Annotated in this window: 23 protein-coding genes; 16 read left to right on the top strand and 7 right to left on the bottom strand. The window is 58.2% G+C overall.

Annotated elements, in window-relative coordinates:
• Positions 1 to 93: 93 nt before the first annotated feature.
• Together JJD74_RS08980 and JJD74_RS08975 are read right to left on the bottom strand one after the other, a co-directional pair.
• Positions 94 to 1,947, bottom strand: a complete 1,854-nt coding sequence (locus JJD74_RS08980) for an Lnb N-terminal periplasmic domain-containing protein (RefSeq protein WP_200613111.1) — start codon at positions 1,945 to 1,947, stop codon at positions 94 to 96.
• Positions 1,948 to 2,043: 96 nt separating this feature from the next.
• Entirely contained in the window at positions 2,044 to 2,532 is a 489-nt protein-coding gene (locus JJD74_RS08975; RefSeq protein WP_042561159.1) for a DUF3015 domain-containing protein, read from the bottom strand.
• Between the two features lie 277 nt (positions 2,533 to 2,809).
• Between JJD74_RS08975 and JJD74_RS08970 the strand changes: the two genes are divergently transcribed.
• Both JJD74_RS08970 and JJD74_RS08965 read left to right on the top strand, forming a co-directional pair.
• On the top strand, positions 2,810 to 5,248 hold the full coding sequence (locus JJD74_RS08970; RefSeq protein WP_047303324.1) for a Lon protease family protein: 2,439 nt from the start codon (positions 2,810 to 2,812) through the stop codon (positions 5,246 to 5,248).
• A gap of 324 nt (positions 5,249 to 5,572) precedes the next feature.
• The gene (locus JJD74_RS08965; RefSeq protein ID WP_042561157.1) at positions 5,573 to 5,893 is read left to right on the top strand and encodes a PA4575 family protein; all 321 of its coding nucleotides are present in this window, start codon (positions 5,573 to 5,575) and stop codon (positions 5,891 to 5,893) included.
• On the opposite strand, the gene JJD74_RS08960 is transcribed toward JJD74_RS08965, so the two are convergent.
• The gene (locus tag JJD74_RS08960) at positions 5,890 to 7,719 is read right to left on the bottom strand and encodes a hypothetical protein (RefSeq protein ID WP_200613108.1); all 1,830 of its coding nucleotides are present in this window, start codon (positions 7,717 to 7,719) and stop codon (positions 5,890 to 5,892) included. The two genes, JJD74_RS08965 and JJD74_RS08960, sit on opposite strands and share 4 nt — an antisense overlap.
• 163 nt (positions 7,720 to 7,882) lie before the next feature.
• On the opposite strand from JJD74_RS08960, the gene JJD74_RS08955 reads away from it, so the two are divergent.
• The 3 genes from JJD74_RS08955 (at position 7,883) to JJD74_RS08945 (ending at position 9,549) form a co-directional block, all read left to right on the top strand.
• The gene (locus JJD74_RS08955) at positions 7,883 to 8,371 is read left to right on the top strand and encodes a TIGR00645 family protein (RefSeq protein ID WP_042561155.1); all 489 of its coding nucleotides are present in this window, start codon (positions 7,883 to 7,885) and stop codon (positions 8,369 to 8,371) included.
• A gap of 131 nt (positions 8,372 to 8,502) precedes the next feature.
• Positions 8,503 to 8,808, top strand: a complete 306-nt coding sequence (locus tag JJD74_RS08950) for a DUF6482 family protein (RefSeq protein WP_200613105.1) — start codon at positions 8,503 to 8,505, stop codon at positions 8,806 to 8,808.
• Between the two features lie 123 nt (positions 8,809 to 8,931).
• Positions 8,932 to 9,549: an FKBP-type peptidyl-prolyl cis-trans isomerase gene (locus JJD74_RS08945; RefSeq protein ID WP_042561153.1), complete on the top strand. Its 618-nt coding sequence runs from the start codon at positions 8,932 to 8,934 to the stop codon at positions 9,547 to 9,549.
• A 130-nt stretch (positions 9,550 to 9,679) separates the two neighbouring features.
• On the opposite strand, the gene JJD74_RS08940 is transcribed toward JJD74_RS08945, so the two are convergent.
• From JJD74_RS08940 to JJD74_RS08930, 3 genes are all read right to left on the bottom strand, one after another.
• The gene (locus tag JJD74_RS08940) at positions 9,680 to 9,937 is read right to left on the bottom strand and encodes a PA4570 family protein (protein WP_042561152.1); all 258 of its coding nucleotides are present in this window, start codon (positions 9,935 to 9,937) and stop codon (positions 9,680 to 9,682) included.
• A gap of 205 nt (positions 9,938 to 10,142) precedes the next feature.
• Positions 10,143 to 10,484, bottom strand: coding sequence for a zinc ribbon domain-containing protein YjdM (locus JJD74_RS08935; protein WP_042561151.1), 342 nt, complete (start codon positions 10,482 to 10,484; stop codon positions 10,143 to 10,145).
• 144 nt (positions 10,485 to 10,628) lie between these two features.
• On the bottom strand, positions 10,629 to 11,597 hold the full coding sequence (locus JJD74_RS08930) for a polyprenyl synthetase family protein (protein ID WP_007909817.1): 969 nt from the start codon (positions 11,595 to 11,597) through the stop codon (positions 10,629 to 10,631).
• Positions 11,598 to 11,837: 240 nt separating this feature from the next.
• On the opposite strand from JJD74_RS08930, the gene rplU reads away from it, so the two are divergent.
• The 6 genes from rplU (at position 11,838) to JJD74_RS08900 (ending at position 17,765) form a co-directional block, all read left to right on the top strand.
• The gene (gene rplU, locus JJD74_RS08925) at positions 11,838 to 12,152 is read left to right on the top strand and encodes a 50S ribosomal protein L21 (RefSeq protein ID WP_003230856.1); all 315 of its coding nucleotides are present in this window, start codon (positions 11,838 to 11,840) and stop codon (positions 12,150 to 12,152) included.
• A 35-nt stretch (positions 12,153 to 12,187) separates the two neighbouring features.
• Positions 12,188 to 12,445 (top strand): 50S ribosomal protein L27, encoded by a 258-nt coding sequence (gene rpmA, locus JJD74_RS08920; RefSeq protein WP_003176049.1) that lies wholly within the window; start codon positions 12,188 to 12,190, stop codon positions 12,443 to 12,445.
• Between the two features lie 193 nt (positions 12,446 to 12,638).
• Positions 12,639 to 13,862 (top strand): Obg family GTPase CgtA, encoded by a 1,224-nt coding sequence (cgtA, locus tag JJD74_RS08915; protein WP_115146542.1) that lies wholly within the window; start codon positions 12,639 to 12,641, stop codon positions 13,860 to 13,862.
• Between the two features lie 137 nt (positions 13,863 to 13,999).
• On the top strand, positions 14,000 to 15,118 hold the full coding sequence (proB, locus tag JJD74_RS08910; protein WP_042561149.1) for a glutamate 5-kinase: 1,119 nt from the start codon (positions 14,000 to 14,002) through the stop codon (positions 15,116 to 15,118).
• A gap of 10 nt (positions 15,119 to 15,128) precedes the next feature.
• Complete coding sequence (locus JJD74_RS08905) at positions 15,129 to 15,596, top strand: CreA family protein (protein ID WP_042561148.1); 468 nt, start codon at positions 15,129 to 15,131, stop codon at positions 15,594 to 15,596.
• Positions 15,597 to 15,725: 129 nt separating this feature from the next.
• Positions 15,726 to 17,765: a toxin-antitoxin system YwqK family antitoxin gene (locus tag JJD74_RS08900; protein ID WP_200613102.1), complete on the top strand. Its 2,040-nt coding sequence runs from the start codon at positions 15,726 to 15,728 to the stop codon at positions 17,763 to 17,765.
• Positions 17,766 to 17,891: 126 nt separating this feature from the next.
• Here the strand turns inward: JJD74_RS08900 and rpsT are convergent, their stop codons facing one another.
• Positions 17,892 to 18,164, bottom strand: a complete 273-nt coding sequence (gene rpsT / locus JJD74_RS08895; protein WP_003228351.1) for a 30S ribosomal protein S20 — start codon at positions 18,162 to 18,164, stop codon at positions 17,892 to 17,894.
• 252 nt (positions 18,165 to 18,416) lie between these two features.
• On the opposite strand from rpsT, the gene murJ reads away from it, so the two are divergent.
• From murJ to fkpB, 5 genes are all read left to right on the top strand, one after another.
• Complete coding sequence (murJ, locus tag JJD74_RS08890; protein ID WP_042561146.1) at positions 18,417 to 19,955, top strand: murein biosynthesis integral membrane protein MurJ; 1,539 nt, start codon at positions 18,417 to 18,419, stop codon at positions 19,953 to 19,955.
• Between the two features lie 129 nt (positions 19,956 to 20,084).
• Complete coding sequence (ribF, locus tag JJD74_RS08885; protein WP_200613099.1) at positions 20,085 to 21,023, top strand: bifunctional riboflavin kinase/FAD synthetase; 939 nt, start codon at positions 20,085 to 20,087, stop codon at positions 21,021 to 21,023.
• Positions 21,024 to 21,036: 13 nt separating this feature from the next.
• On the top strand, positions 21,037 to 23,868 hold the full coding sequence (gene ileS / locus JJD74_RS08880) for an isoleucine--tRNA ligase (RefSeq protein WP_200613096.1): 2,832 nt from the start codon (positions 21,037 to 21,039) through the stop codon (positions 23,866 to 23,868).
• Positions 23,861 to 24,373, top strand: coding sequence for a signal peptidase II (gene lspA, locus JJD74_RS08875; protein ID WP_042561143.1), 513 nt, complete (start codon positions 23,861 to 23,863; stop codon positions 24,371 to 24,373). Before ileS ends, lspA begins: the two co-directional genes overlap by 8 nt.
• Before the next feature lie 7 nt (positions 24,374 to 24,380).
• A complete protein-coding gene (gene fkpB, locus JJD74_RS08870; RefSeq protein ID WP_200613377.1) occupies positions 24,381 to 24,818 on the top strand; it encodes an FKBP-type peptidyl-prolyl cis-trans isomerase in 438 nt (145 codons plus the stop codon).
• The last annotated feature ends 99 nt before the right edge of the window (positions 24,819 to 24,917 follow it).

The following is a 24,917-nucleotide window of genomic DNA, read 5'->3' as shown; positions in this document are numbered from 1 at the left end:
GTGTGAAAGAAAGATCAAAAGATCGCAGCCTGCGGCAGCTCCTACACTTGGAATGCATTTGCCCCTGTAGGAGCTGCCGCAGGCTGCGATCTTTTAGTAGTGATACCACTTCACCTCAAGCATCACTTCAGTCTCAGGTGTTGCCACATGACTGAACTCGCGCTGCGCACTCAGGCGTAAACCCAGGTTACGCGACAGCTCCCACTGTTGATTCAGGCTGAGGCTGCGACGCACTTCGCCATTGATGAAGTAATCACCCTTGGCCTCCAGACTCAGGTTGCCCAGCGGGTTTTTCCACAGTACGCCGGTATTGAAACCGCCGGCGGGGGAAACGAACTCGGCGAAGTCATTGTTGTGTTCGACGCGCACCGTGCCGAGGGCAAAACCGAGCACATCTTCACCCAATTGCCACGTACCGCCACCGCCGCCATTGACGTGGCTGACCAGGGTTTCGTCATCATGCTTGCCCGGCACGCGCTCAAGTCCGCCCGTGACTTGCCACGACAGCGGCTGCAGCAACTCGTTACGTGGCGTCAGTGAGCGAATGGTCGCCAGATCCAGTTGCTGGAACTGCCAGTGATTGCCTTCGTACTGGCGCAGCTTCATCTGCAGGATTTCGATTTGTGCACCGAGCGGGAAACTTTCGGCGTTGTCGTTGAGGTCGTGATACGCCATGCGCAAGCCGTACTCGGCGAACGCACGGTCGCCGCGAGTACCGAGGCCGGCCTGCCAGGTGCGCGACTCGTGGCCATCCTCCGGCAGACCGGGACGAGGAATTTCCAGCTCCGGTGCCGGGTTCTTGTTGATCGCCCGAAGCAGTTCAAAGCTGCGCTGCGCCCGTTGCGGATCACGTTCCTGACCGTTGGCGCGGTAGCGCTCAAGCCGATACGCGGCGTCGATGATCAGCGCTTGCCGGGCGCGGGGCAGGGCCTTGAAGGCCGGTTCCTGCAACACCTGCTGCTCGGCGCTGACTTTCAGCACCCATTGCTGTTCTTCGTCAGTCAACGGTTCGGCGCGGCTGAGCAATTCGCGTTCACGAGACGGGCGGTATTCGATGTTTTCCACCAGCCCCGCTTCTTTAACGGCTTTGACCGTGTCAGTAGGGATTGCGGTCAGCGGGAATTGTTCGGTCAGGCGCAGGCTCGGCCGGGCCACTTGCAGCAGTTCGAGCAGACGGTAGGAGCAGTTTTCGTCGAAGAAGAAATAGTCGAACTGGATCTGCTTCAACTCCCACACATGCTCGACCATGCGTGCGGTTTCTTCTTGCGTCAGGTTGAGCCGGTACTCCCACAAGTCGCGGTTTTCCAGGCTGCGGTATTCGGAGAGTTTTTCCTGATACGGCACCAGCGCAAACAGCCCCGGATAGCCGCCCATCAAGCCTTTCCAGGCGTAAAGAATGCTGTTGTCCGAACCTTCGATGTAGGCGCCGAAGTTGATCGCGTAACTGAGCAGCGAGGTCTTGTCGCTTTGCACGTCAGCCTGATCGATACGCAGCAGGGTGTGGCCGAACATCGACGACGGACTGTTGAGATACGCTGCCGGAAAGATCATCACCGCGCTGTGCGGCGAGACGTCCTTGAACCACTTTTTGTATTCGGCGCACGCCGGCATCGGCAGGTCGGTCAGGTTGAGCTGCGTTTTCAACCAACGGGTGCGGGCCGGATAAACGCATTGCGCGTGCTGCTCACCGAGACTGGCCGGGGCGTACAACGCCTGCACGGTGGCGGCCAGCTCACGGTCGGGGTGTTCATTGCCATCGGGCGCGAGAAAGAATTTCTTGTCGCTGACATAGCTGCGCCAGCCGCCAAGCTTGGCGGTTTCGTAATGACCGAGGGAAATCCAGAAGCGGTCATTGGCCAGTTGCTGCAAACGTTGAGGGTCAATGTTTGGCGCGGCGGACAGCGGGGCGCAGACACAGAGCGCCAGCCAGGCAAGGCGTTTGAGCATAGTCGGCAACTTAAACAGGAAAAAAACAAAAGCCCAAGGAGGGACGGGCCGAAAAAATAAAAACCCGCTCCCCGAAGGAAGCGGGCAGGGTCGAGCTTAAGCCTGCGTTGCGTACTTGGCCAGACGTGGGTCTGATTTCAGCACGGACAGGGTGTTGGTATGCACGTCTTCAGCGGTCACGTCAGCCTTGCTGAAGATCTGCTGGAAGTGCTCGTGAGTCACAGCAGCGAAGTGCGCACGGTCTTCCGGCGCCACGCCCAGTACCACGGCATAGGTCGTCAGCGCTTCGCCGTTGCCCTTGGCCATGTCTTCAGACAGCTCGTTCATCATGCCATTCATGGCAAACCAGGATTTGCCGCCATAGGTCAGCGACGCGTTGGTCGAGCAACCGTTGGTGCCGGAGGTCATACCAAACGTGGCGTTACCGGAAGTGCCGTTGGTGGTGGATGCCAGGAAGTGAGCCGGGGTGCCACGCTGACCTTCGAACAGCATGTTGCCCCAACCGCAATCCGGGCCGCCTGGAGCTTGCGCCATTGCGTTGATGGATACAGCGGTGAAGAGAGTACCGAGAAGAATCCGTTTCATAGCTTTTATCTCTTTATGTGCATACCAATGGACAGGGTTCTGGCTCCTGACGGTGCCAGTGGGCCGGTATTAGTTCCAGCCGCGCAGTTTGGAGTTTAGGCACGTTCCTGGGGTTCCGTGAGTTTTTGCAAAATATTTGGAATAAACCCCGGTTTCAAGGGGGCGGGTCACGGGACGGGCGTTTGTCTATGCTTTGTCACATGGCGCGCCTTGCCAGTGGGGTACGGGCAGCGCCAGAATGCCGCTATCTGCCCCGCCTGATTGTTAAGGAAGCCCGATGCCTGATCCTGTTGCTGCCAGCTTGCGTCTAGCGCCCGAAGCGCTGACCCGTCCGTTTTCCGCTGAACAGTTCAGCTTCACTACCACCAATGATCTGGAGCCCTTTCGCGGTGTGCTCGGCCAGGAACGTGCGGTCGAAGCCTTGCAGTTCGGTGTGGCGATGCCACGCCCCGGTTACAACGTCTTTGTCATGGGCGAGCCCGGTACCGGTCGCTTCTCGTTCGTCAAACGCTACCTGAAAGCCGAAGGCAAGCGCCTGCAGACCCCGGCGGACTGGGTCTATGTGAATAATTTCGATGAACCGCGCGAACCGCGCGCACTGGAGTTGCCATCGGGCACGGCCGGCGCGTTCATCGGTGACATCAACGGCTTGATCGACAACCTGCTGGCGACTTTTCCGGCGGTCTTCGAGCACCCGTCCTACCAGCAAAAGAAAAGCGCCATCGACCGCGCCTTCAACCAGCGCTACGACAAGGCCCTCGACATCATCGAGCGTCTGGCCCTGGAAAAAGACGTTGCCCTGTATCGCGACAGCAGCAACATCGCCTTCACACCGATGCTCGACGGCAAGGCGCTGGATGAAGCTGAATTCGCCCAGTTGCCGGAAGCCGATCGCGAGCGTTTCCACGAAGACATTTCCGGTCTCGAAGAGCGCCTGAACGAAGAACTCGCCAGCCTGCCGCAGTGGAAGCGCGAGTCGAACAATCAGCTGCGTTCGCTCAATGAAGAAACCATCACCCTGGCCTTGCAGCCATTGCTGTCGCCGTTGTCCGAGAAGTACGCGGAGAACGCAGCGGTCTGCGGTTACCTGCAAGCGATGCAGGTGTACCTGCTGAAAACCGTGGTCGAGCAACTGGTCGACGACAGCAAGACCGACGCCGTCGCCCGCAAGCTGCTGGAAGAACAATACGCGCCGAGTCTGGTTGTCGGTCATCCGGTCAGCGGTGGCGCGCCCGTGGTTTTCGAGCCGCACCCGACGTACGAAAACCTGTTCGGTCGCATCGAATACACCACTGATCAAGGCGCGCTTTACACCACCTATCGCCAGTTGCGTCCGGGTGCCTTGCACCGCGCCAACGGTGGTTTCCTGATTCTTGAAGCGGAAAAAATGCTCAGCGAGCCGTTCGTGTGGGATGCGCTCAAACGCGCCCTGCAATCGCGCAAGCTTAAAATGGAATCGCCGCTGGGCGAGATGGGCCGCTTCGCCACCGTGACCCTCAACCCGCAGCACATCCCGTTGCAGGTCAAAGTCATCATCATCGGCGCGCGGTCGCTGTACTACACGCTGCAGGACCTTGATCCGGACTTCCAGGAGATGTTCCGCGTTCTGGTCGACTTCGATGAAGACATCCCGATGGTCGACGAAAGCCTGGAGCAATTCGCCCAGCTCCTGAAAACCCGAACTTCCGAAGAAGGCATGGCGCCGCTGACGGCCGATGCGGTCGCGCGTCTGGCAACTTACAGCGCACGTCTGGCCGAACACCAGGGACGTTTGTCGGCGCGCATCGGTGATCTGTTCCAACTGGTCAGCGAGGCTGATTTCATCCGGCATCTGGCCGGTGATGAAATGACCGATGCCGGTCACATCGAGCGAGCCCTCAAAGCCAAGGCCACCCGCACCGGGCGCGTGTCGGCGCGGATTCTCGATGACATGCTCGCCGGGATCATCCTGATCGACACCGATGGCGCGGCGGTCGGCAAATGCAACGGGCTGACCGTGCTTGAAGTCGGTGACTCGGCATTCGGTGTGCCGGCGCGGATTTCCGCCACGGTGTACCCGGGCGGCAGCGGTATCGTCGACATTGAGCGTGAGGTCAACCTTGGCCAGCCGATCCACTCCAAAGGCGTGATGATCCTCACCGGGTATCTGGGCAGCCGTTACGCCCAGGAATTCCCGCTGGCGATTTCCGCGAGCATCGCACTGGAGCAATCCTATGGTTACGTCGACGGCGACAGTGCGTCGCTGGGCGAGGCGTGCACGCTGATTTCGGCGTTGTCGAAAACCCCGCTCAAGCAATGCTTCGCGATCACCGGTTCGATCAACCAGTTCGGTGAAGTGCAGGCGGTGGGCGGGGTCAACGAGAAGATCGAAGGCTTCTTCCGCCTCTGCGAAGCGCGCGGCCTGACCGGCGAGCAGGGCGCGATCATTCCGCAGGCCAACGTCGCTACGTTGATGCTCGATGAGAAAGTGCTGGCGGCAGTGCGCGCAGGGCAATTCCACGTGTACGCGGTGCGTCAGGCCGACGAAGCGTTGAGCCTGCTGGTCGGTGAGCCGGCCGGTGAGCCGAATGCCGATGGTGAATTCCCGGAGGGCAGCATCAATGCGCGAGTAGTGGAACGCCTGCGCGATATTGCCGAGATGATCAGCGAAGACGACCTCAAGGAAGCCGAGAAGGAATTGGCGCAGGAGGCATTGGTAGAAGCCAAGCCTGCCTGAGCCTTCATGCAGTAAATCTGTGGGAGGGAGCCTGCTCGCGAAAGCGCTTTATCAGACGACGATTAAGTTGCCTGACACTTCGCATTCGCGAGCGGGCTCGCTCCCACAGTGTTTTTCCAGATTGATTTTTGCGCTGATCTTCGTGAAAAGTGCCATCACTCTGACGCCAATATTCACACAATGACCATTCGGCGCATTCTGGTTTCATATGGCTTGCGCGGCGGACTTTTCTTCTATTCTCAGCTCAAGGATATCGACAGTATCACTGGATCGAGCCAGTCCTCCCGAGAGGGCTGAATACCGGCTTCACCGAGGGTCGCCGCCATGTCGCGCAACCTCTGCCTCACCCGTCAATGCCTGGGTCTCGTGACCCGTATCGAATGTGCCATCAAACCGTTGGCCGGCGATAACGGCATGTGGACGCTGCTCTTCGCTGCCGGCATGGCCGGCGAACAACCTTCCGCCATCAAAGCCCAGGGTCCGTTCCACGGCCCGATTGCCGCCGAGTCGATTCTCGACACCATCGTTGAAAGTCTGACGTTGCACGGCTATGAACTGGCCGACGACCCGCAGATCTGGAGCCTGCACCTGCAAGCCCAGCTTCGGCAGATCAACGGCGGGCGCGGCCGTAGCCTCAACGGTTAGGGCGCGGTGTCAGGCATCTGCGCCTTGTCGAGCTTGACCTCAAAGCCGTATTGCACGGTGGCGAGGTTGGTCCGCTGATAGGTTTCCACGTGGGTAGGACGGCCATAGAAGTAGTGCACGCCAAACAGCGCCGGGCCTTCTGCGCTCGCATCGTGGCTGACCGAGAGAATCTGCTTGAGGTATTTGCCGCTGTCGTCCTTGACGAAGAACCGCCATTCATCGGCAGGAAATAGCTTCAAGTCGACCACCAGCGTGTTGTTCCTGATCTCCAGACCTTTGGGCAAAGACTTGGCGTCATAGGTTTTTTTCTCGACCGAGGCTAGAAACAGCGGCATTGAGCCGACGGCAATCGCCGGCGTATCCGGGAACAGGTTCAAATCGTAGGTGATCGTCGCTCGCAGTGGATCGACCTGATAAGCCTCGGGCGGTAGCTCGATCGGTTCATCAAGTTTGCCGCTGCGCTTCTCGGTGAAGAACGTCACCGGGCTGACCCCAGGGCTGAAGTCGTCCCCGAGCAGTTCGTCGTTGAAGGTGCGGCGGTGAGAAAACTCGATGCGCGCAGCGCTCGAGTCCTCCACCGATTGTTGAATACGCACGCCTGCCTTCAACTGATCCTCGGTCAGGCTCGCGCCTTTGAGCCAGTTCGCGGCCAGATCGTCATACACCACAATCGGCAAGTCCAATGGCTGGATTGTTTTTTCCATAGTGTGTGGGCTGAAGGTGCGAATTGGCAGATCCAGCGCTTTGCGTGTCACGGTTACCGAGGAAAAATCCAGCAGGCTGACTTCCAGCGTCTCGATCGGGCCATTGAAGTAGACCTTGTTGTAGCGGCGCGGGTGTTGTTGCTCGAACGCCAGTTGGTCGGCACTGAGCTGCTTTTCCAGCGCGTCGCTCCAGGTTTTTTGCTGTTGCAGGTGCGTCAGTTGCTTTTGGTAAAAGTTAACCTGCTCCGGACTTTCGTTGATCGAACCGGCACGCACCAGGTATTGACCAGTGCCATCACGCGCTTGAACGATCAGCGGATTGAGCTGGGCGTCAGCGACTTCCGGGGCCAGGGGCAGGTTGTTGCTGAATTCGACTTCGGCGTAGTTCTTTTCAAGCTTGAGCAGTTTGACGCTGAGATTGTCGTTGGTGCGGGTCTGACCGACATCTTTCTGCGTCAGGTCGAAACTGTACAAGCGGCGCGGCGCGATGACTTCGACCTGGCCTTGCAGGCTCACCGGTTGCGGCAAGGTCTTTTTGTCCACCCCAAGACCATCGATGAACGGGTAGGTCACGGTCAGGTCATCGGGATTGGTAACGTTGGAGCTGGACGGGCTGAGCTGGATGCCCGGATCGGTTTCCGACCATTCCGGCTGATAAGCAATGACGCGCTTGTTGCTCAACGTTACCGACTGCCATTCCACGCCATGCGGGAACAGGAAACCACCGGGGATGTTCAGGTTGAAAGGAAAAACCGGTTGCAGATCGGTGAGGTAATCGGAGCTGGCATCTTTGTGCAGCACGAACAGACCCTTGATGAACGTATCAACCAGCGCTTGCGGGGTAGGGTAGTGCTTGAGCACGCCGAGGGCGTCTTCGCCGTATTCGGTTTGTGCCGGATTGCTGTCGAGCTTGAGCTGTGCGCGTTCGAGCAACAGTAGCGAACCGCCGAGTTCGGTGACGGCGTCCTTGAGCTTCGGATCGGTGATGGCGTCCAGTGACTGTTCGAATTTTGCGGTTTTTTCTTCAAGGCTGACGGTGCGCTTTTCGTCACCTTGCGAGCAACCGCCAAGGAGCAGGGTGAAGCAAATTCCGGCAATCGTTATCGGCAATCGCACATCCATTTCCACTTTTCCTGTCCGCTTTCGCTGGGCCGTCAATGGTTTGGACACTAGCAGAAAAAATTGCAGCACACGTGCGCTGGTGGCGGATTTTCAGGCGGTTTCTGGCTGTCACAGCGGGCTGGTATACTCGCCCCCCATTACAACCCCCCTTGTGTGAGATTCAATGGAACGCTTTATCGAAAATGCAATGTATGCCACGCGCTGGCTGCTGGCGCCGATCTACATCGGGCTGTCTCTCGGACTCCTGGCGTTGGCACTGAAATTTTTCCAGGAAGTTTTCCACATCCTCCCCAACGTCTTCTCGATGGCCGAGTCGGATCTGATTCTGGTCCTGCTGTCGCTGATCGACATGGCGCTGGTCGGCGGCCTGCTGGTGATGGTGATGATTTCCGGCTACGAGAACTTCGTCTCGCAACTGGACATCGACGAGGGCAAAGAGAAGCTCAGCTGGCTGGGCACCATGGACTCCTCGTCGCTGAAGATGAAAGTGGCGGCCTCGATCGTGGCGATTTCCTCGATCCACTTGCTGCGCATTTTCATGGACGCCAAGAACGTCGATCCCGAGCACCTGATGTGGTACGTGATCATCCACATGACGTTTGTGATTTCGGCATTTGCCATGGGTTATCTGGATAAGCTCACCAAGCACTGATCATTCCTTGATTGCTGCAAAACCGCCCGTCTGTTGCGAAACAGACGGGCGGTGTCGTTTGTGGCTTGTGCTTTTTTGCCCGCAGGCATATCCCTGTAGACCTACTGGCTCGCCCTGCGTGAGGTGTGTTCATGAACCTGCAAGAGTTGAACGCGTATGCCATCGCCGGCAAGGTCGATGAGCTGAACCTGATCTCCATGGAAGGTGGCATTTACCTGCTCGAAGCGCGTATGCGTGGAGCGGCGTATCCGCTCAGCAATCCTCAAGGGCAGATGTTGACGCTACGCTCGGTCGAACATGCCCGGGATGTGCTGCATAGCTTCCCGGTGTTGCCATTCAACCTCGTACACACCTCGGTACATGATGAAATGTGTGGCCTCGGCGCCAGTGGCGAGGAAAGTCTGAAAGTGCCGCTCGTCTGGCGGTCCGCACTGTAGCCCCGGCGCCCCAAACGCCAAGGCATCTGTGCTAGTCTGCTCGCCCTTTTGGTTCCGGGCGCGCCGGGACGCGCTGTGTACGCACGGCACGTCTGTTGGTCGTCCGCACAGCGGAGCAGTGTCATGTCCGAAGTAAATCTGTCCACCGACGAAACTCGCGTCAGCTACGGTATCGGCCGTCAGCTGGGTGACCAGCTGCGCGACAACCCGCCACCGGGTGTCAGCCTTGACGCCATTCTGGCCGGTCTGACCGACGCTTTCGCCGGTAAGGAAAGCCGTGTGGGTCAGGAAGAAATGTCCGCCAGCTTCAAAGTGATCCGCGAGATCATGCAAGCCGAAGCGGCTGCCAAGGCTGAAGCTGCAGCAGGCGAAGGCCTGGCTTTCCTGGCTGAAAACGCCAAGCGTGACGGTATCACCACTCTGGCTTCCGGCCTGCAATTCGAAGTGCTGACGCAGGGCGAAGGCGCCAAGCCAAGCCGTGAAGATCAAGTGCGTACTCACTACCACGGCACCCTGATTGACGGCACTGTGTTCGACAGCTCCTACGAGCGTGGCCAGCCAGCAGAATTCCCGGTTGGCGGCGTAATCGCTGGCTGGACCGAAGCCCTGCAACTGATGAATGCCGGCAGCAAATGGCGTCTGTACGTGCCGAGCGAACTGGCTTACGGCGCTCAAGGCGTTGGCAGCATCCCGCCGCACAGCGTTCTGGTATTCGACGTCGAGCTGCTGGACGTTCTGTAAGACCTGGCCTGTCTGCATGACAGGCTAATGTGGGAGCCAGCCTGCTGGCGAAAGGGTCGAGCGGTTTTTGTTCAAGACCGCTTTGATGCCATCGCCAGCAGGCTGGCTCCCACAGTTTTTTCCGTGACTTTCATAGTTCTATCTTGTGATGCAGTTCATTCGTCGGGCGCAAGGCCCGGGCGTAGCAGAACAGGAACAGATTGCGCACCAGCTCCTTGAGCACCAGCGGCTCGCTGGAATTCAGGCTGTTCACATCCAGATCACCCTGATCCTGCAGCTCATGCAGGGCTTCTTCTTCAAGCACCGCACAGACTTCCCCGGTTTCACGATGCAGGATTCTGAGGTAGGGGTGTGGGCGATCCAGCCAGGCGTCGATCAAATAAGTCATGGTTCTCATCTCCATTGAAAGGGTTTCAATGAGAATAATTCTTATTCATCAAATAGCAAGCGCCTATTGGCGGATTGCAGATTTTTCAGGGTAAAGATTGCGTAAGGTCAAGACGGCTGGCGCTTGGCTATTGCGTGGATGTACCGAGGGAGCAGGGGAGGGGAAGCTCCATCCCACGGCGGGCGTGGGATGGATGACAGCAGGTTCAGACTTTTCTGACGAACTCGGATTTGAGCTTCATCGGGCCGATGCCGTCGATCTTGCAGTCGATGTCGTGGTCGCCATCGCACAGGCGGATGTTCTTGACCTTGGTGCCGACCTTGACCACCAGCGACGTGCCTTTGACCTTGAGGTCCTTGATCACGGTGATGGTGTCGCCGTCCTGCAGGACGTTGCCGACCGAATCTTTCTTCACGGCGTCATCGGAGGCAGCTTCGGCTTCGCCATTGGCAGACCACTCGTGGGCGCACTCCGGGCACACCAGTTGGGTGCCGTCTTCGTAGCTGTATTCGGAATTGCATTTCGGGCAGGGTGGCAACGTGCTCACTAGGGCTCCTTGAGAGTGGATCGCTAAAAGTCGCACATTGTATAGGGTTTCTCCGCTGATGGCGCCAAAAGCAAAAAATCGCAGCTCCGACAGCTCTGTAGGAGCTGCCGAAAACTGCGATTTTTTGATTTTTTTTCAGCGATTTCAGTGTGTGCGGGCGACCGCAAACTCACTCAATTCAACCAGTGCATCACGGTATTCGCTGGCCGGCAGCGCTTCGAGGCACTTGATCGCACGGGCCACATAGTCGCGAGCCAATTGCGCGGTGTACTCAAGCGAACCGGAAGCTTCCACGGCGATGCGGATGCTTTCCAGGTCTTCGATCCCGCCTTTCTGGATCGCCTGACGCACCAGTGCAGCCTGTTCAGGCGTGCCTTCGCGCATGGTGTAGATCAGCGGCAGGGTCGGCTTGCCTTCGGCCAGATCGTCACCGACGTTCTTGCCCAGGGTTTCAGCGTCGCCCTTGTAGTCGAGCAGATCGTCGACCAATTGGAATGCCACGCCCAGGTGATCGCCAAAGGTGCGCAGGGCTTCGCTCTGCTCGGCGGTTGCACCGGCCAGCGCGGCGGCGCTGTGGGTCGAGGCTTCGAAGAGCATCGCGGTCTTGCCGCGGATGACTTCCATGTAGGTTTCTTCGGTGGTGCTCGCGTCACGGACCTTGGACAGTTGCAGCACTTCGCCTTCAGCGATGATGCGCGTGGCCTGCGAGAGAATCTTCATCACCGGCATCGAGCCCAGTTCGACCATCATTTCGAACGAGCGCGAGTACAGGAAATCGCCCACCAGCACACTTGGCGCGTTGCCCCACATGGCGTTGGCAGTCGAACGGCCACGGCGCATGCCTGACATGTCGACCACGTCGTCATGCAGCAAAGTCGCGGTGTGCAGGAATTCGATGGTGGCGGCGAGCAGGCGCATGTCATCGCCTTCGCGACCCAGGGCCTTGCCACACAGCAACACTAATAAAGGACGCAGGCGTTTGCCGCCGGCCGAGGTGATGTAATCGCCGATTTTCGATACCAGCGGCACTCGGGAAGTCAGCTGCTTCTTGATGATGCCGTCGACGGCGCTAAAATCGTCCGCCACCGCGCGGTAGAAAGCTTGGGGTTGCATCAGCGAGAGTCGCTCCAGAAGGGTTGCGCGGCATGCTAGGACCCCCGTCCAGACCTGTCAAGGCGCGATGGACGGCTACTTGCAAGCCTGCGATAGCTTGCGTACAATCGCGCACCCTGAACTTCCTGGGCAGCACCTGCCTTACGCAATTGCTAGCGGGCCTTCCAGCCCCATGCAGCCATGCCAGCCAATACCTCTTCTTATAAAGAGCTGGGTGAGCAGGATTATCGGAGAAACACCATGTCTTATGCAGTAATCGTTACTGGCGGCAAGCAGTACAAAGTCGCCCCAGGTGAATACCTGAAGATCGAAAAACTGGAAATCGCTACCGGCGAATCCGTTACCTTTGATCGCGTTCTGTTGGTTGCCAATGGCGACGACGTAAACATCGGCGCTCCAGTTGTTGCTGGCGCTACTGTTGTGGCTGAAGTGATCTCCCAAGGTCGTCACGATAAAATCCGCATCATCAAGTTCCGTCGTCGTAAGCACCACATGAAGCGTATGGGCCACCGCCAGTGGTACACCGAGATCAAAATCACCGGTATTCAGGCTTAATTTCAGCCTAATTCCTCACTAGGAGAATTGAACTCATGGCACACAAAAAAGCTGGTGGTAGTACCCGTAACGGTCGCGACTCAGAAGCCAAACGCCTTGGCGTGAAGATGTATGGCGGCCAGAAGATCATTCCGGGCAACATCATCGTGCGTCAGCGCGGCACCCAATTCCACGCTGGTTACGGCGTTGGCATGGGTAAAGATCACACCCTCTTCGCGAAAATCGAAGGCGTGATCAAGTTTGAAGTAAAAGGCGCGTTCAACCGCCGTTACGTGAGCGTTGTCGCGGCTTAATCGCGAGATCGCTGGAAGAGCCCTGTCTTGCGACGGGGCTTTTTCGTTTGTGGGGTGAGTCTCTTGCAAAACTGTTTGTATGGGCTGTCGGCGTGCGATACAGGTCGTGTTTTGGGGTCGCTGCGCTCATTTTTGCAAGAGTCTTATGTCTTGATTGTTTTTCGGCTCGTCCGTATGGCGAGAGGCGTTGGTTATGAAGTTTGTTGATGAAGTATCGATTCGAGTAAAAGCTGGTGATGGCGGCAATGGCGCCATGAGTTTCCGTCGGGAAAAATTCATCGAGAACGGTGGCCCGAACGGTGGTGATGGCGGTGACGGCGGTTCCATCTACATGATGGCCGACGAAAACCTCAACACCCTGGTCGACTACCGTTACACCAGGCACTTCGATGCCGAGCGCGGTTCCAACGGCGGCAGCACCGACTGCACCGGTAAAAAAGGTGAAGACCTGATCCTGCGCGTTCCAGTCGGCACCACCGTGATCGACTCCGCTACTCAGGAAGTCATTGGTGACCTGACCAAGGCTGGTCAGAAACTGATGGTAGTGCAGGGCGGCTGGCACGGTCTGGGTAACACCCGTTTCAAATCCAGTACCAACCGTGCGCCGCGCCAGACCACTCCGGGTAAGCCGGGTGAGCAGCGCGACCTGAAACTGGAAATGAAAGTGCTCGCCGACGTAGGTCTGCTGGGCTTGCCGAACGCCGGTAAAAGTACCTTTATCCGTTCGGTCTCGGCAGCCAAGCCGAAAGTTGCCGATTACCCGTTCACCACGCTGGTGCCAAACCTGGGTGTGGTCAGCGTCGATCGCTGGAAGAGCTTCGTCGTTGCCGATATTCCGGGCCTGATCGAAGGTGCTTCCGATGGCGCCGGCCTGGGTATCCGCTTCCTCAAGCACCTGGCGCGTACGCGTCTGCTGCTGCACCTCGTCGACATGGCGCCGCTGGATGACGCCAGCGCGCCGGATGCCGCTGAAGTGATCGTCAATGAACTCATCAAGTTCAGCCCGTCCCTGGCTGAGCGCGATCGTTGGCTGGTGCTGAACAAGTGCGACCAGATCCTTGAAGAAGAGCACGAGGAGCGCGTCAAGGAGATCGTTGATCGCCTGGAGTGGACTGGTCCGGTCTACGTGATCTCGGCCATCTCCAAGCTGGGTACCGAGCGTCTGTGCCACGACATCATGCGTTACATGGAAGATCGTGCCGACCGCCTGGCCAACGACCCTGCCTACAAGGAAGAGCTGGCTGATCTCGATCAGCGCATCGAAGACGAAGCGCGTGCGCAACTGCAGGCGCTGGATGACAAGCGTGCCCTGCGTCGCAGTGGCGTGAAGTCGGTCCACGACATCGGCGACGATGATTGGGACGAAGAAGATGTGGATGACGAAGACGGTCCGGAAATCATTTACGTGCGTGACTGATCCGTTGCGATAAACTTGAACGCCGCTCAATCGAGCGGCGTTTTAGTATCTGGAAATCAGTAGTTGGTCAGGAATAGCCACGATTAACGTCACGGGTGGTGCCAGGTCGCGCCGCCCTCAAGCTAAGGTTGAAAATGATGCGGAGCAAGGTGACAGGTGCGCAGCGTTGGGTCGTGAAGATCGGCAGCGCTTTGCTGACGGCTGATGGCAAAGGGCTGGATCGTGCGGCAATGAGTGTCTGGGTCGAGCAGATGGTGGCCTTGCATGAGGCTGGCGTCGAGTTGGTGCTGGTGTCCTCCGGAGCGGTTGCGGCCGGCATGAGTCGCTTGGGCTGGACCGCACGACCCAGTGCGATGCACGAACTTCAGGCTGCCGCCGCTATCGGTCAGATGGGTCTGGTGCAAGCCTGGGAATCAAGCTTCGCCGAGCATGGCCGGCACACCGCGCAGATTCTCCTGACCCACGACGACCTGTCCGATCGCAAGCGCTACCTGAATGCCCGCAGCACCCTGCGAGCGCTGGTCGAGCTGAAAGTAATCCCGGTGATCAACGAAAACGACACGGTGGTTACCGACGAAATTCGTTTCGGCGACAACGACACGCTGGCGGCGCTGGTGGCCAACTTGGTTGAGGCTGATCTGCTGGTGATCCTGACGGATCGCGACGGTATGTTCGATGCCGATCCGCGCAACAATCCAGAAGCGCAGCTGATTTATGAGGCGCGCGCCGATGATCCGAGCCTGGATGCGGTGGCGGGTGGCACCGGTGGTGCGCTGGGGCGCGGCGGCATGCAAACCAAGTTGCGCGCAGCGCGGCTGGCGGCGCGCTCCGGTGCGCACACCATCATTGTGGGTGGTCGTCTCGAGCGTGTGCTGGATCGGCTGAAAGCGGGCGAGCGTATCGGTACGTTGCTGTCGCCCGAGCGCGGCATGTTGGCGGCGCGCAAGCAGTGGCTGGCAGGGCATCTGCAAACCCGTGGCACGCTGGTGTTGGATGATGGTGCTGTGTCGGCGCTGTCTCAAGGTAACAAGAGCCTGCTGCCGGTTGGCGTCAAGCTGGTGCAAGGCAGTTTCCGTCGTGGTGAAATGGTGGTCTGTGTGGCGCCGGACGGTCGTGAAATTGCTCGCGGCCTGGCCAACTACAGCGCGCTGGAAGCTCAAAAAATCATCGGTCAGTCGTCGGATGCGATTGTCGGTTTGCTGGGTTACATGGCTGAGCCGGAACTGGTTCACCGTGACAACCTGATTCTGGTGTAAGGAAAATTCAATGCGCGTAGCAAAAGGATTGTTGGGTCTGTTGATGGCGCTGCCATTGCTGGCCTCGGCCGAGGAAATCGGTCAGGTGTCGACGGTGTTCAAATTTGTCGGTCCGAACGACCGGATCGTGGTCGAGGCGTTCGACGACCCCAAAGTCGAAGGTGTGACCTGCTACCTTTCGCGTGCCAAAACGGGTGGCGTAAAGGGGAGTCTGGGGTTGGCGGAAGATCGCGCCGAAGCTTCGATTGCCTGCCGTCAGGTCGGTCCGATCAAGTTCAGGGGCGAGCTGAAGGACGGCGACGAGGTGTTCAAGGAGCGCACATCGTTGGTGTTCAAGACCATGCAGGTGGTGCGTTTCCTCGACAAGAAACGCAATACGCTGGTGTATCTGGTCTATAGCGATCGCGTGATCGAGGGTAGTCCACAGAATGCGGTGACGGCCATTCCGATTTTGCCGTGGGTGCCGGTTCAGCCATAAGGCTGGAAACCATTACAGGGTCGGGTTTGTTTCCAGACCCATTGGTTGAATGATTGAGGGCGAGCCGTTCGGCTCGCCTTTTTGTTTCTCCTTGTTGAATTGATGTGCTTTAGGCGCGAAGGGATTCGTATGCGTTCTTTTTTTATGTCGCTGATGGTGTGTTGCTCGCTGTCCATGCAAGTGCAGGCCGAACCGTTTTATGCTGGAAAGTCATTGGCGCACCCGGTGATCCAGTCTCAGGAGAGTGGCGCGACGTTGGCGTTTGTTCGCGAGCCGTCGGGCGTTGTGGGGTATGCGTGCATGTGTGATGCGCCGACAGCGGTGCCGCAGATGCTCGACAATTTCGGTGATTCGAGCATCGAGTCAGTGTTCTACGCCAGTCTCGATAGCGATATACAGACCTTGATTGTCCTGTCCCGAGCGGGTGGGCGAAATGGGCTCCATGGCTATCGATTCAGTGAGCGATCGGGCAAATATCGCAAGCTGAACAGTCTGCAGCCGGTTCTTGATCGCATTGCGAGCAATCAGAAGAAGCTCAATGCCGCACGGGTAGTGAGCGAGCTGAACAAGTTGCTGCCCTATGACTACGGTTATGAGATGGCGACAACTGGGATCCCCGAGTTCGATGCGCTCGATCCCACGGCTGGCACGTTAGTGGGCGAATTCGGTGTTGGTGGCGTTCCGGCCTCGGAGGGCGGTGAGCCGTCAGAAGATGGTGTCTATGACGCCTACAAGAAAACCTTTCTGCAGCGCGAAGGGCGTTGGTTGACGCTGACCTACGAGCGCACGCCGATGGAGGAGGGTGAGCTCGCTCCGGCCTTTCGTGTAACGCAAATGGCGTGGGAGTCTGACCCGAAACGGTATGTGGGTTCGGAGGACGGCCCTCTCGTTAAGTTGTGGGGTGATCGTGTGCTGGAGCGAGGTGTGATGGTTCGGGGCAAGAAGACGGGTGACTGGATCGAGTTTGATGCAGCGGTCTCCGAGGCCTCGGGAGCTTATGCGAATGGTTTGAGGCGGGGCGCCTGGGTGATCAACGAGCGCCATAGTGTTTCCGAGGGTTTGTTCGTCGATGGTTTGCGTGAGGGGCGCTGGACGATCACTGCGTACGATAAAGACGAAGATATTTCCGGGTTCGATACGTATAAGCACGATGTTCTGGACGGTCCGACAGAGCGAGTCAGGGGAAGTGAGGTTGTCTCGCGCGGCGAGTACCGGAATGGTCGGCAGAGCGGTCATTGGCTCAGTGGTGAGGGTGAGGGCGGTTACGTGTCAGGTGCCAGGGAGGGCGCCTGGACTCTCAAAGTGGACGGAGACCGCATTCAAACCTTGTCGTTTGTCGCGGGTAAAAAGGATGGAGAGCTGCGCGAGGTTGATGCTACGGGTGTGCTGCGACTGCTTGAGCACTACAAGGCTGGTGCGCTTGATGGCTTGAGAGAGACTTACGCTGCGAACGGCAAGCTGACCTATTCGGCGACCTACGTGGCGGGGCAGATCATGGGGCGTGCGCTGACCTATACCGATGATGGTTCGGTACTGCTGTCTGACATCACCTGGCTTCATGGAAACAGAGAGGGGCCCTTTCGTACCTATCACTCAAATGGTCGGTTAGACCGAGTGGCTATTTATGAGGCGGATGAGCCCATCGGCAACGATCAGTCGTTTAATGAGGCTGGGGCATTGGTTTCAGACAGAAATTACTGCCATGTGGTCGATGGCAAGTACACAAGAATCAAGCCGTGTGGCCTGCAGCGTAGTTTTCGCGGTGATGGGGTAGCCTACTTCGAGGCCGATTACCTGTTCGGGGTCAGGCAAAGTGTGCGTCACGAGTCTTACGAAGGGCGAAAGGTCGAGGAGGTGCTGTTGGGTGCGGATGATCGTGTGATTCACAACGATTACTACCCCAATGGGCAATTGAAGTGCTCCGAGCCCATGCAGGGATATCGTCTGATCACCGTTGAGGGGCGGGAATACAAAGACTATTCCTATGCGAAGCGTGAAGGTGAAATGGTCTGCTACTACTCGACCGGCATCGTTGAGCGTCGCTTCAACTTTAAGGGTGGCGAGCTGGTCGGCTGTTACACCGGGTACGATGAGTCGGGCGTGCAGAACTTTCCGCCGCCAGAGGGGTGTCCTCCACCGAAGCCGGTCATGTTCAATTTTGGTGAGTAGACTCGGTGAGTCGGGTGCGACCCTTGATCGGGTGCGTGCCTGTTTGCGGGGTTGTGATGAGAGGGGCGCCAAATCGCAGGCAATAAAAAACCGACCCGAAGGTCGGTTTTCTAATGACTACGTCGCTTAGGCAGCTTCTTTCAGTGCCTTGACGTGGCCATTCAGACGGCTCTTATGACGAGCAGCCTTGTTCTTGTGGATGATGCCTTTATCGGCCATACGGTCGATAACTGGCACAGCCAGAACGTATGCAGCTTGAGCTTTTTCAGCGTCTTTTGCGTCGATGGCCTTAACTACATTCTTGATGTAGGTACGAACCATGGAACGCAGGCTGGCGTTGTGGCTGCGACGCTTCTCAGCCTGTTTTGCACGTTTTTTGGCGGAAGGTGAGTTGGCCACCGTCGAGCTCCTCGAAAGACTTTTTAGGAAATAGCAAACAAAATAGGCCGCGAATCATGCCGATGAAGAGAAGTCTTGTCAAGGGCACTTGAATCGTTCCGCTAAGTGGTAGGTATAAAGAGGCGGGATATTTATTTCCGGCGCTTGACCTGTAAACTCGCGAGCTTTGGCTCTGTGCTGCTGCGGCGCGGAGTATCGCACAAGTAGGCGCTTTATTCGCCTGCTGTTTATCGACAGGCACAAACTCCTTCAATGAATCTGCTCAAATCGTTGGCCGCCGTCAGCTCTATCACGATGATTTCCCGGGTTCTCGGGTTTGTTCGCGATACGCTGATTGCTCGAATATTCGGCGCCGGAATGGCGACAGATGCCTTCTTTATCGCCTTCAAATTGCCCAATCTGTTGCGGCGGATCTTCGCCGAAGGGGCTTTTTCCCAAGCGTTCGTGCCCATTCTTGCGGAATACAAAAGCCAGAAGGGCGAAGAAGCTACCCGCACTTTTATCGCCTATGTATCGGGTTTGCTGACGCTGGTGCTGGCGCTGGTCACCGCGCTGGGCATGATCGCCGCGCCGTGGGTCATCTGGGCCACCGCCCCGGGGTTCACCGATACCCCGGAAAAATTCCAGCTCACCTCTGACCTCTTGCGGGTGACGTTCCCTTATATATTGCTGATCTCCCTGTCCTCGCTGGCCGGTGCGATCCTCAATACCTGGAACCGCTTCTCGGTGCCGGCATTTGTGCCGACCTTGCTCAACGTCAGCATGATCGTGTTTTCGCTGTTCCTCACGCCGTACTTCGATCCGCCGGTCATGGCGCTCGGCTGGGCGGTATTGGTCGGGGGGCTGGCGCAGTTGCTGTTTCAACTGCCGCACCTGAAAAAGATTGGCATGCTGGTGCTGCCGCGCCTGAATCTGCGTGATACCGGTGTATGGCGGGTGATGAAACAGATGCTGCCAGCGATCCTTGGCGTATCGGTCAGCCAGATTTCGCTGATCATCAACACCATTTTTGCTTCGTTTCTGGTTGCCGGATCAGTGTCCTGGATGTATTACGCCGACCGTTTGATGGAATTGCCATCGGGGGTGCTGGGCGTGGCGTTGGGCACAATTCTGCTGCCGACGCTGGCCAAAACCTACGCCAGCAAGGATCGCCACGAATATTCGCGGATTCTCGACTGGGGCCTGCGCCTGTGCTTTGTGCTGGTGTTGCCGTGCTCGTTGGCGCTGGGGATCCTCGCCGAGCCGTTGACCGTTTCGTTGTTCCAGTATGGTCAGTTCACTGGCTTCGATGCCGAAATGACTCAGCGAGCATTGATTGCCTATTCTGTCGGTCTGCTCGGGATTATCGTGATCAAAGTGCTCGCGCCGGGGTTCTATGCGCAACAGAACATCCGTACGCCGGTAAAAATCGCAATCTTCACGCTGGTATGTACTCAGTTGTTCAACCTGGTATTGATTGGTCCGCTCGCCCACGCCGGCCTGGCCCTGGCGATCAGTGCCGGTGCGTGCCTCAACGCCGGGCTGCTGTTCTATCAGTTGCGCAAACAGCAGATGTACCAGCCGCAACCGGGTTGGGCCAAGTTCGGTTTCAAGCTGATCGTGGCAGTGGCGGTGATGTCGGTGGTGTTGCTGATCGGCATGCATTTCATGCCGGCGTGGGATCAAGGCCACATGCTTGAGCGCTTCCTGCGTCTGGGGGCATTGGTGGTGGCTGGCGTGGTTGCGTATTTCGGCATGTTGCTGCTGCTCGGTTTCCGTCTGCGCGACTTCAATCGCAAGGCCTTGAGCTGAGGTTTTATCCTTTATGAATGGGCGCGGGCCGGCAGTTTTGTCGGCTCGATCACTTTGCGTTACGGTGTTGCCTGTCGTCGACCGTCGGGTGTGGTTATAATCGACCACTTTATGAGCAAGAAGCGCGTTATGCAGCTGGTTCGAGGCCTCCACAACTTGCGCCCCCAGCATCGGGGCTGCGTCGCCACTATTGGCAACTTTGACGGTGTTCACCGTGGTCACCAGGCTATCCTGGCCCGACTGCGTGAGCGTGCGCTCGAGTTGGGCGTACCCAGCTGCGTGGTGATTTTCGAGCCGCAGCCACGGGAGTTTTTCGCCCCCGAGACCGCGCCGGCACGTCTGGCCCGGTTGCGCGACAAACTGCAGCTACTGGCCGCCGAAGGTGTCGACCGGGTCCTGTGCCTGGCCTTCAATCAGCGTCTGAGCAAGCTCAGCGCCAGTGAGTTCGTCGACACCATCCTGGTGGTCGGGCTCGGCGTGCAGCATCTGGAAGTCGGTGACGATTTCCGCTTTGGCTGCGACCGCCTCGGCGATTTCGATTTCCTGTTGCAGGCCGGGCAGGTTCACGGGTTTACCGTCGAAGCCGCGCAAACCGTCGAGCTGGATGGCATTCGCGTCAGCAGCACTCAGGTGCGTAACGCCTTGGCCGCCGCCGATTTTGCCCTGGCCGAACGTTTGCTCGGTCGCCCGTACCGCATCGCCGGTCGTGTGCTGCATGGCCAGAAGCTGGCTCGGCAATTGGGTACGCCCACTGCCAATATTCAACTCAAGCGTCGTCGCGTGCCGTTTACCGGGGTGTATCTGGTGGATGTCGACATCGACGGCAAGACCTGGCCCGGCGTCGCCAATATTGGCGTACGGCCCACGGTGCAAGGTGATGGCAAAGCTCACCTTGAAGTCCATCTTTTAGATTTTGCCGGCGATCTGTATGACCGGCGTTTGACGGTGGTTTTCCACCAGAAGCTGCGTGAAGAGCAGCGATTTGCCTCTCTGGAGGCGCTGAAAACGGCGATCAATGCGGATGTCGCCACCGCCCGTGCACTAGCCGCACCTAGCGCCCATCGCTAATGAAGAGCCTTAAATGACCGACTATAAAGCCACGTTAAACCTTCCGGACACCGCCTTCCCAATGAAGGCCGGCCTGCCACAGCGCGAACCGCAGATTCTGCAGCGCTGGGACAGTATTGGCCTGTACGGAAAGTTGCGCGAGATTGGCAAGGATCGTCCGAAGTTCGTCCTGCACGACGGCCCTCCGTACGCCAACGGCACGATCCACATCGGTCACGCTCTGAACAAGATTCTCAAGGACATGATCATCCGCTCGAAAACCCTGTCGGGTTTCGATGCGCCGTACGTGCCTGGCTGGGACTGCCACGGCCTGCCGATCGAGCACAAGGTTGAAGTGACCCACGGCAAGAACCTGGGCGCGGACAAGACCCGCGAATTGTGCCGTGCCTACGCCACCGAGCAGATCGAAGGGCAGAAGTCCGAATTCATCCGCCTCGGCGTGCTGGGCGACTTCGCCAACCCGTACAAGACCATGAATTTCCAGAACGAGGCCGGTGAAATCCGCGCTCTCGCCGAAATCGTCAAGGGCGGTTTCGTGTTCAAGGGCCTCAAGCCTGTGAACTGGTGCTTCGACTGTGGTTCGGCTTTGGCCGAGGCGGAAGTCGAGTACGAAAACAAGAAGTCGTCGACCATCGACGTGGCCTTCCCGATCGCTGACGAAGCCAAACTGGCTGCCGCGTTCGGCTTGCCGTCGCTGGCCAAGCCTGCCTCGATCGTGATCTGGACCACCACCCCGTGGACCATCCCGGCCAACCAGGCGCTGAACGTTCACCCGGAATTCAACTACGCGCTGGTTGATGTCGGCGACAAGTTGCTGGTGCTGGCTGAAGAGTTGGTCGAAGCCTGTCTGGCTCGTTACAGCCTGGAAGGTTCGGTGGTTGCGACCACCACCGGTAAAGAACTGGAGCTGATCAACTTCCGTCACCCGTTCTATGACCGTCTGTCGCCGGTATATCTGGCCGACTACGTCGAACTGGGCGCTGGCACCGGTGTGGTTCACTCCGCCCCGGCTTATGGCGTAGACGACTTCGTGACCTGCAAGAAGTACGGCATGGTCAACGATGACATCCTCAACCCGGTTCAGAGCAACGGCGTTTACGTGCCGACGCTGGAATACTTCGGCGGCCAGTTCATCTGGAAGGCCAACCCGGCCATCGTCGAAAAACTGAGCGAAGTCGGTGCGCTGATGCACACCACCGTTATCGAACACAGCTACATGCACTGCTGGCGTCACAAGACTCCGCTGATCTACCGCGCTACTGCGCAGTGGTTCATCGGCATGGACAAAGAGCCGGTCAGCGGCGACACCCTGCGTATTCGCTCGCTCAAAGCCATCGAAGAAACCAGGTTCGTTCCGGCCTGGGGCCAGGCGCGCCTGCATTCGATGATCGCCAACCGTCCCGACTGGTGCATCTCGCGTCAGCGCAACTGGGGCGTGCCGATCCCGTTCTTCCTCAACAAGGAAAGCGGCGAGCTGCACCCACGCACCGTCGAACTGATGGAAGAAGTGGCCAAGCGCGTTGAAGTCGAAGGCATCGAAGCCTGGTTCAAGATGGACGCCGCCGAACTGCTGGGTGATGAAGCGCCGCAGTACGACAAGATCAGCGACACCCTCGACGTCTGGTTCGATTCGGGTACCACGCACTGGCACGTCCTGCGCGGTTCGCACCCTATGGGCCACGAGACCGGCCCGCGTGCCGACCTGTACCTGGAAGGTTCCGACCAACACCGTGGCTGGTTCCACTCCTCCTTGCTGACCGGTTGCGCCATCGACAACCACGCGCCGTACCGCGAACTGCTGACCCACGGCTTCACTGTCGACGAAGCGGGCCGCAAGATGTCCAAATCTCTGGGCAACGTGATCGCACCGCAGAAAGTCAACGACACCCTGGGCGCCGACATCATGCGTCTGTGGGTGGCTTCGACCGACTACTCCGGCGAAATCGCCGTGTCCGAGCAGATCCTGGCTCGCAGTGCCGATGCCTACCGCCGGATCCGTAACACCGCGCGCTTCCTGCTTTCCAACCTGACCGGTTTCAACCCGGCCACCGACATCCTGCCGGCTGAAGAAATGCTCGCGCTGGATCGTTGGGCGGTGGATCGCACCTTGCTGCTGCAACGCGAGCTGCAAGAGAACTATGGTGAATACCGTTTCTGGAACGTCTACTCCAAGATCCACAACTTCTGCGTGCAGGAGCTGGGTGGTTTCTACCTCGATATCATCAAGGATCGCCAGTACACCACCGGCGCCGACAGCAAGGCACGTCGCTCGTGCCAGACTGCGCTGTTCCATATCTCTGAAGCGCTGGTGCGCTGGATCGCGCCGATCCTCGCTTTCACTGCCGACGAACTGTGGCAATACCTGCCGGGCGAGCGTAACGAATCCGTCATGCTCAACACCTGGTACGAAGGTCTGACCGAACTGCCGGAAGGCTTCGAGCTGGGCCGTGAGTACTGGGATCGCATCATGGAAGTGAAAGTCGCGGTCAACAAAGAGATGGAAATCCAGCGTGCAGCGAAAGCTGTCGGTGGCAACCTGCAAGCCGAAGTGACGCTGTTTGCCGAAGAGGCTCTGACTGCCGACCTGGCCAAGCTGAGCAACGAACTGCGCTTTGTATTGATCACTTCGACCGCCAGCGTTGCACCATTCGTACAGGCTCCGGCCGACGCGGTGGCTACCGAAGTCAGCGGCCTGAAGCTGAAGATCGTCAAATCGGCATTCGCCAAGTGCGCTCGCTGCTGGCACTGCCGCGAAGACGTCGGCGTGAACCCGGAGCATCCGGAAATCTGCGGTCGTTGCGTCGACAACATCAGCGGCGCTGGCGAGGTTCGTCACTATGCCTAATGCCATTGGCCGTTTCGGACGGTTGGGCTGGCTCTGGTTGAGCTTGCTGGTGCTGGTCATCGACCAGGCCAGCAAGTTCTACTTTGAAAACAAGCTCGAAATGTTCCAGCAGATCGTGATCATCCCCGATTACTTCAGTTGGACCCTGGCGTACAACACCGGCGCTGCCTTCAGCTTTTTGGCTGACAGCTCCGGCTGGCAGCGCTGGCTGTTCGCCCTGATCGCGATTGTGGTCAGTGCGGTGCTGGTGGTCTGGCTCAAGCGTCTGGGTCGCAACGAAACCTGGCTGGCCATCGCCTTGGCGCTGGTGCTGGGTGGTGCGTTGGGCAATCTGTATGACCGCGTGGCCCTGGGCCATGTAATCGATTTCATTCTGGTGCACTGGCAGAACCGCTGGTACTTCCCGGCGTTCAATATCGCCGACAGCGCTATCAGCGTTGGCGCGGTGATGCTGGCACTGGATATGTTCAAATCCAAGAAAACCGAAGAGGCCGCTCATGACTGAACAAGTATTGGCTGAGCAACGCATTGGCCAGAACACGGAAGTCACTTTGCACTTTGCATTGCGCCTGGAGAACGGCGACACCGTTGACAGCACGTTCGACAAGGCTCCGGCGACCTTCAAGGTCGGCGACGGCAACTTGCTGCCGGGTTTTGAAGCGGCGCTGTTCGGCTTCAAGGCGGGTGACAAGCGCACCCTGACCGTCGAGCCGGAAAACGCTTTCGGTCAACCGAACCCGCAGAACGTGCAGATCATCCCGCGCTCGCAGTTTGCCGACATGGAACTGTCTCCCGGTTTGCTGGTGATCTTCAACGATGCGGCCAATACTGAGCTGCCGGGCGTGGTGAAAGAGTTCGATGACGCGCAAGTGACCATCGACTTCAACCACCCGCTGGCGGGCAAGACGTTGACCTTTGACGTGGAAATCATTTTCGTCAAAGCGCTGTAAAAATGTGGGAGCGAGCCTGCTCGCGAAAGCGGTGTGTCAGGCGACATCGATGTTGAATGTCAGTCAGCTTTCGCGAGCAGGCTCGCTCCCACCCAGTTG

The organism is Pseudomonas sp. MF6776 (genome assembly GCF_016613125.1).
GTDB classification, from domain to species: Bacteria; Pseudomonadota; Gammaproteobacteria; order Pseudomonadales; family Pseudomonadaceae; genus Aquipseudomonas; species Aquipseudomonas iridis.
Note: the sequence above shows the minus strand (reverse complement) of the source record. Positions and strands in the feature narration are given on the sequence as shown.

Coding starts and splice junctions, on each gene's coding strand:
- JJD74_RS08960 (WP_200613108.1), bottom strand. CDS start 7,719: ATGGATGTGCGATTGCCGATAACGATTGCCGGAATTTGCTTCACCCTG.
- rplU (WP_003230856.1), top strand. CDS start 11,838: ATGTCTTATGCAGTAATCGTTACTGGCGGCAAGCAGTACAAAGTCGCC.
- JJD74_RS08940 (WP_042561152.1), bottom strand. CDS start 9,937: ATGACTTATTTGATCGACGCCTGGCTGGATCGCCCACACCCCTACCTC.
- ileS (WP_200613096.1), top strand. CDS start 21,037: ATGACCGACTATAAAGCCACGTTAAACCTTCCGGACACCGCCTTCCCA.
- JJD74_RS08965 (WP_042561157.1), top strand. CDS start 5,573: ATGTCGCGCAACCTCTGCCTCACCCGTCAATGCCTGGGTCTCGTGACC.
- JJD74_RS08930 (WP_007909817.1), bottom strand. CDS start 11,597: ATGCAACCCCAAGCTTTCTACCGCGCGGTGGCGGACGATTTTAGCGCC.
- JJD74_RS08945 (WP_042561153.1), top strand. CDS start 8,932: ATGTCCGAAGTAAATCTGTCCACCGACGAAACTCGCGTCAGCTACGGT.
- JJD74_RS08970 (WP_047303324.1), top strand. CDS start 2,810: ATGCCTGATCCTGTTGCTGCCAGCTTGCGTCTAGCGCCCGAAGCGCTG.
- murJ (WP_042561146.1), top strand. CDS start 18,417: ATGAATCTGCTCAAATCGTTGGCCGCCGTCAGCTCTATCACGATGATT.
- JJD74_RS08980 (WP_200613111.1), bottom strand. CDS start 1,947: ATGCTCAAACGCCTTGCCTGGCTGGCGCTCTGTGTCTGCGCCCCGCTG.
- JJD74_RS08950 (WP_200613105.1), top strand. CDS start 8,503: ATGAACCTGCAAGAGTTGAACGCGTATGCCATCGCCGGCAAGGTCGAT.
- rpmA (WP_003176049.1), top strand. CDS start 12,188: ATGGCACACAAAAAAGCTGGTGGTAGTACCCGTAACGGTCGCGACTCA.
- cgtA (WP_115146542.1), top strand. CDS start 12,639: ATGAAGTTTGTTGATGAAGTATCGATTCGAGTAAAAGCTGGTGATGGC.
- proB (WP_042561149.1), top strand. CDS start 14,000: ATGCGGAGCAAGGTGACAGGTGCGCAGCGTTGGGTCGTGAAGATCGGC.
- JJD74_RS08900 (WP_200613102.1), top strand. CDS start 15,726: ATGCGTTCTTTTTTTATGTCGCTGATGGTGTGTTGCTCGCTGTCCATG.
- JJD74_RS08955 (WP_042561155.1), top strand. CDS start 7,883: ATGGAACGCTTTATCGAAAATGCAATGTATGCCACGCGCTGGCTGCTG.
- ribF (WP_200613099.1), top strand. CDS start 20,085: ATGCAGCTGGTTCGAGGCCTCCACAACTTGCGCCCCCAGCATCGGGGC.
- JJD74_RS08905 (WP_042561148.1), top strand. CDS start 15,129: ATGCGCGTAGCAAAAGGATTGTTGGGTCTGTTGATGGCGCTGCCATTG.
- lspA (WP_042561143.1), top strand. CDS start 23,861: ATGCCTAATGCCATTGGCCGTTTCGGACGGTTGGGCTGGCTCTGGTTG.
- JJD74_RS08975 (WP_042561159.1), bottom strand. CDS start 2,532: ATGAAACGGATTCTTCTCGGTACTCTCTTCACCGCTGTATCCATCAAC.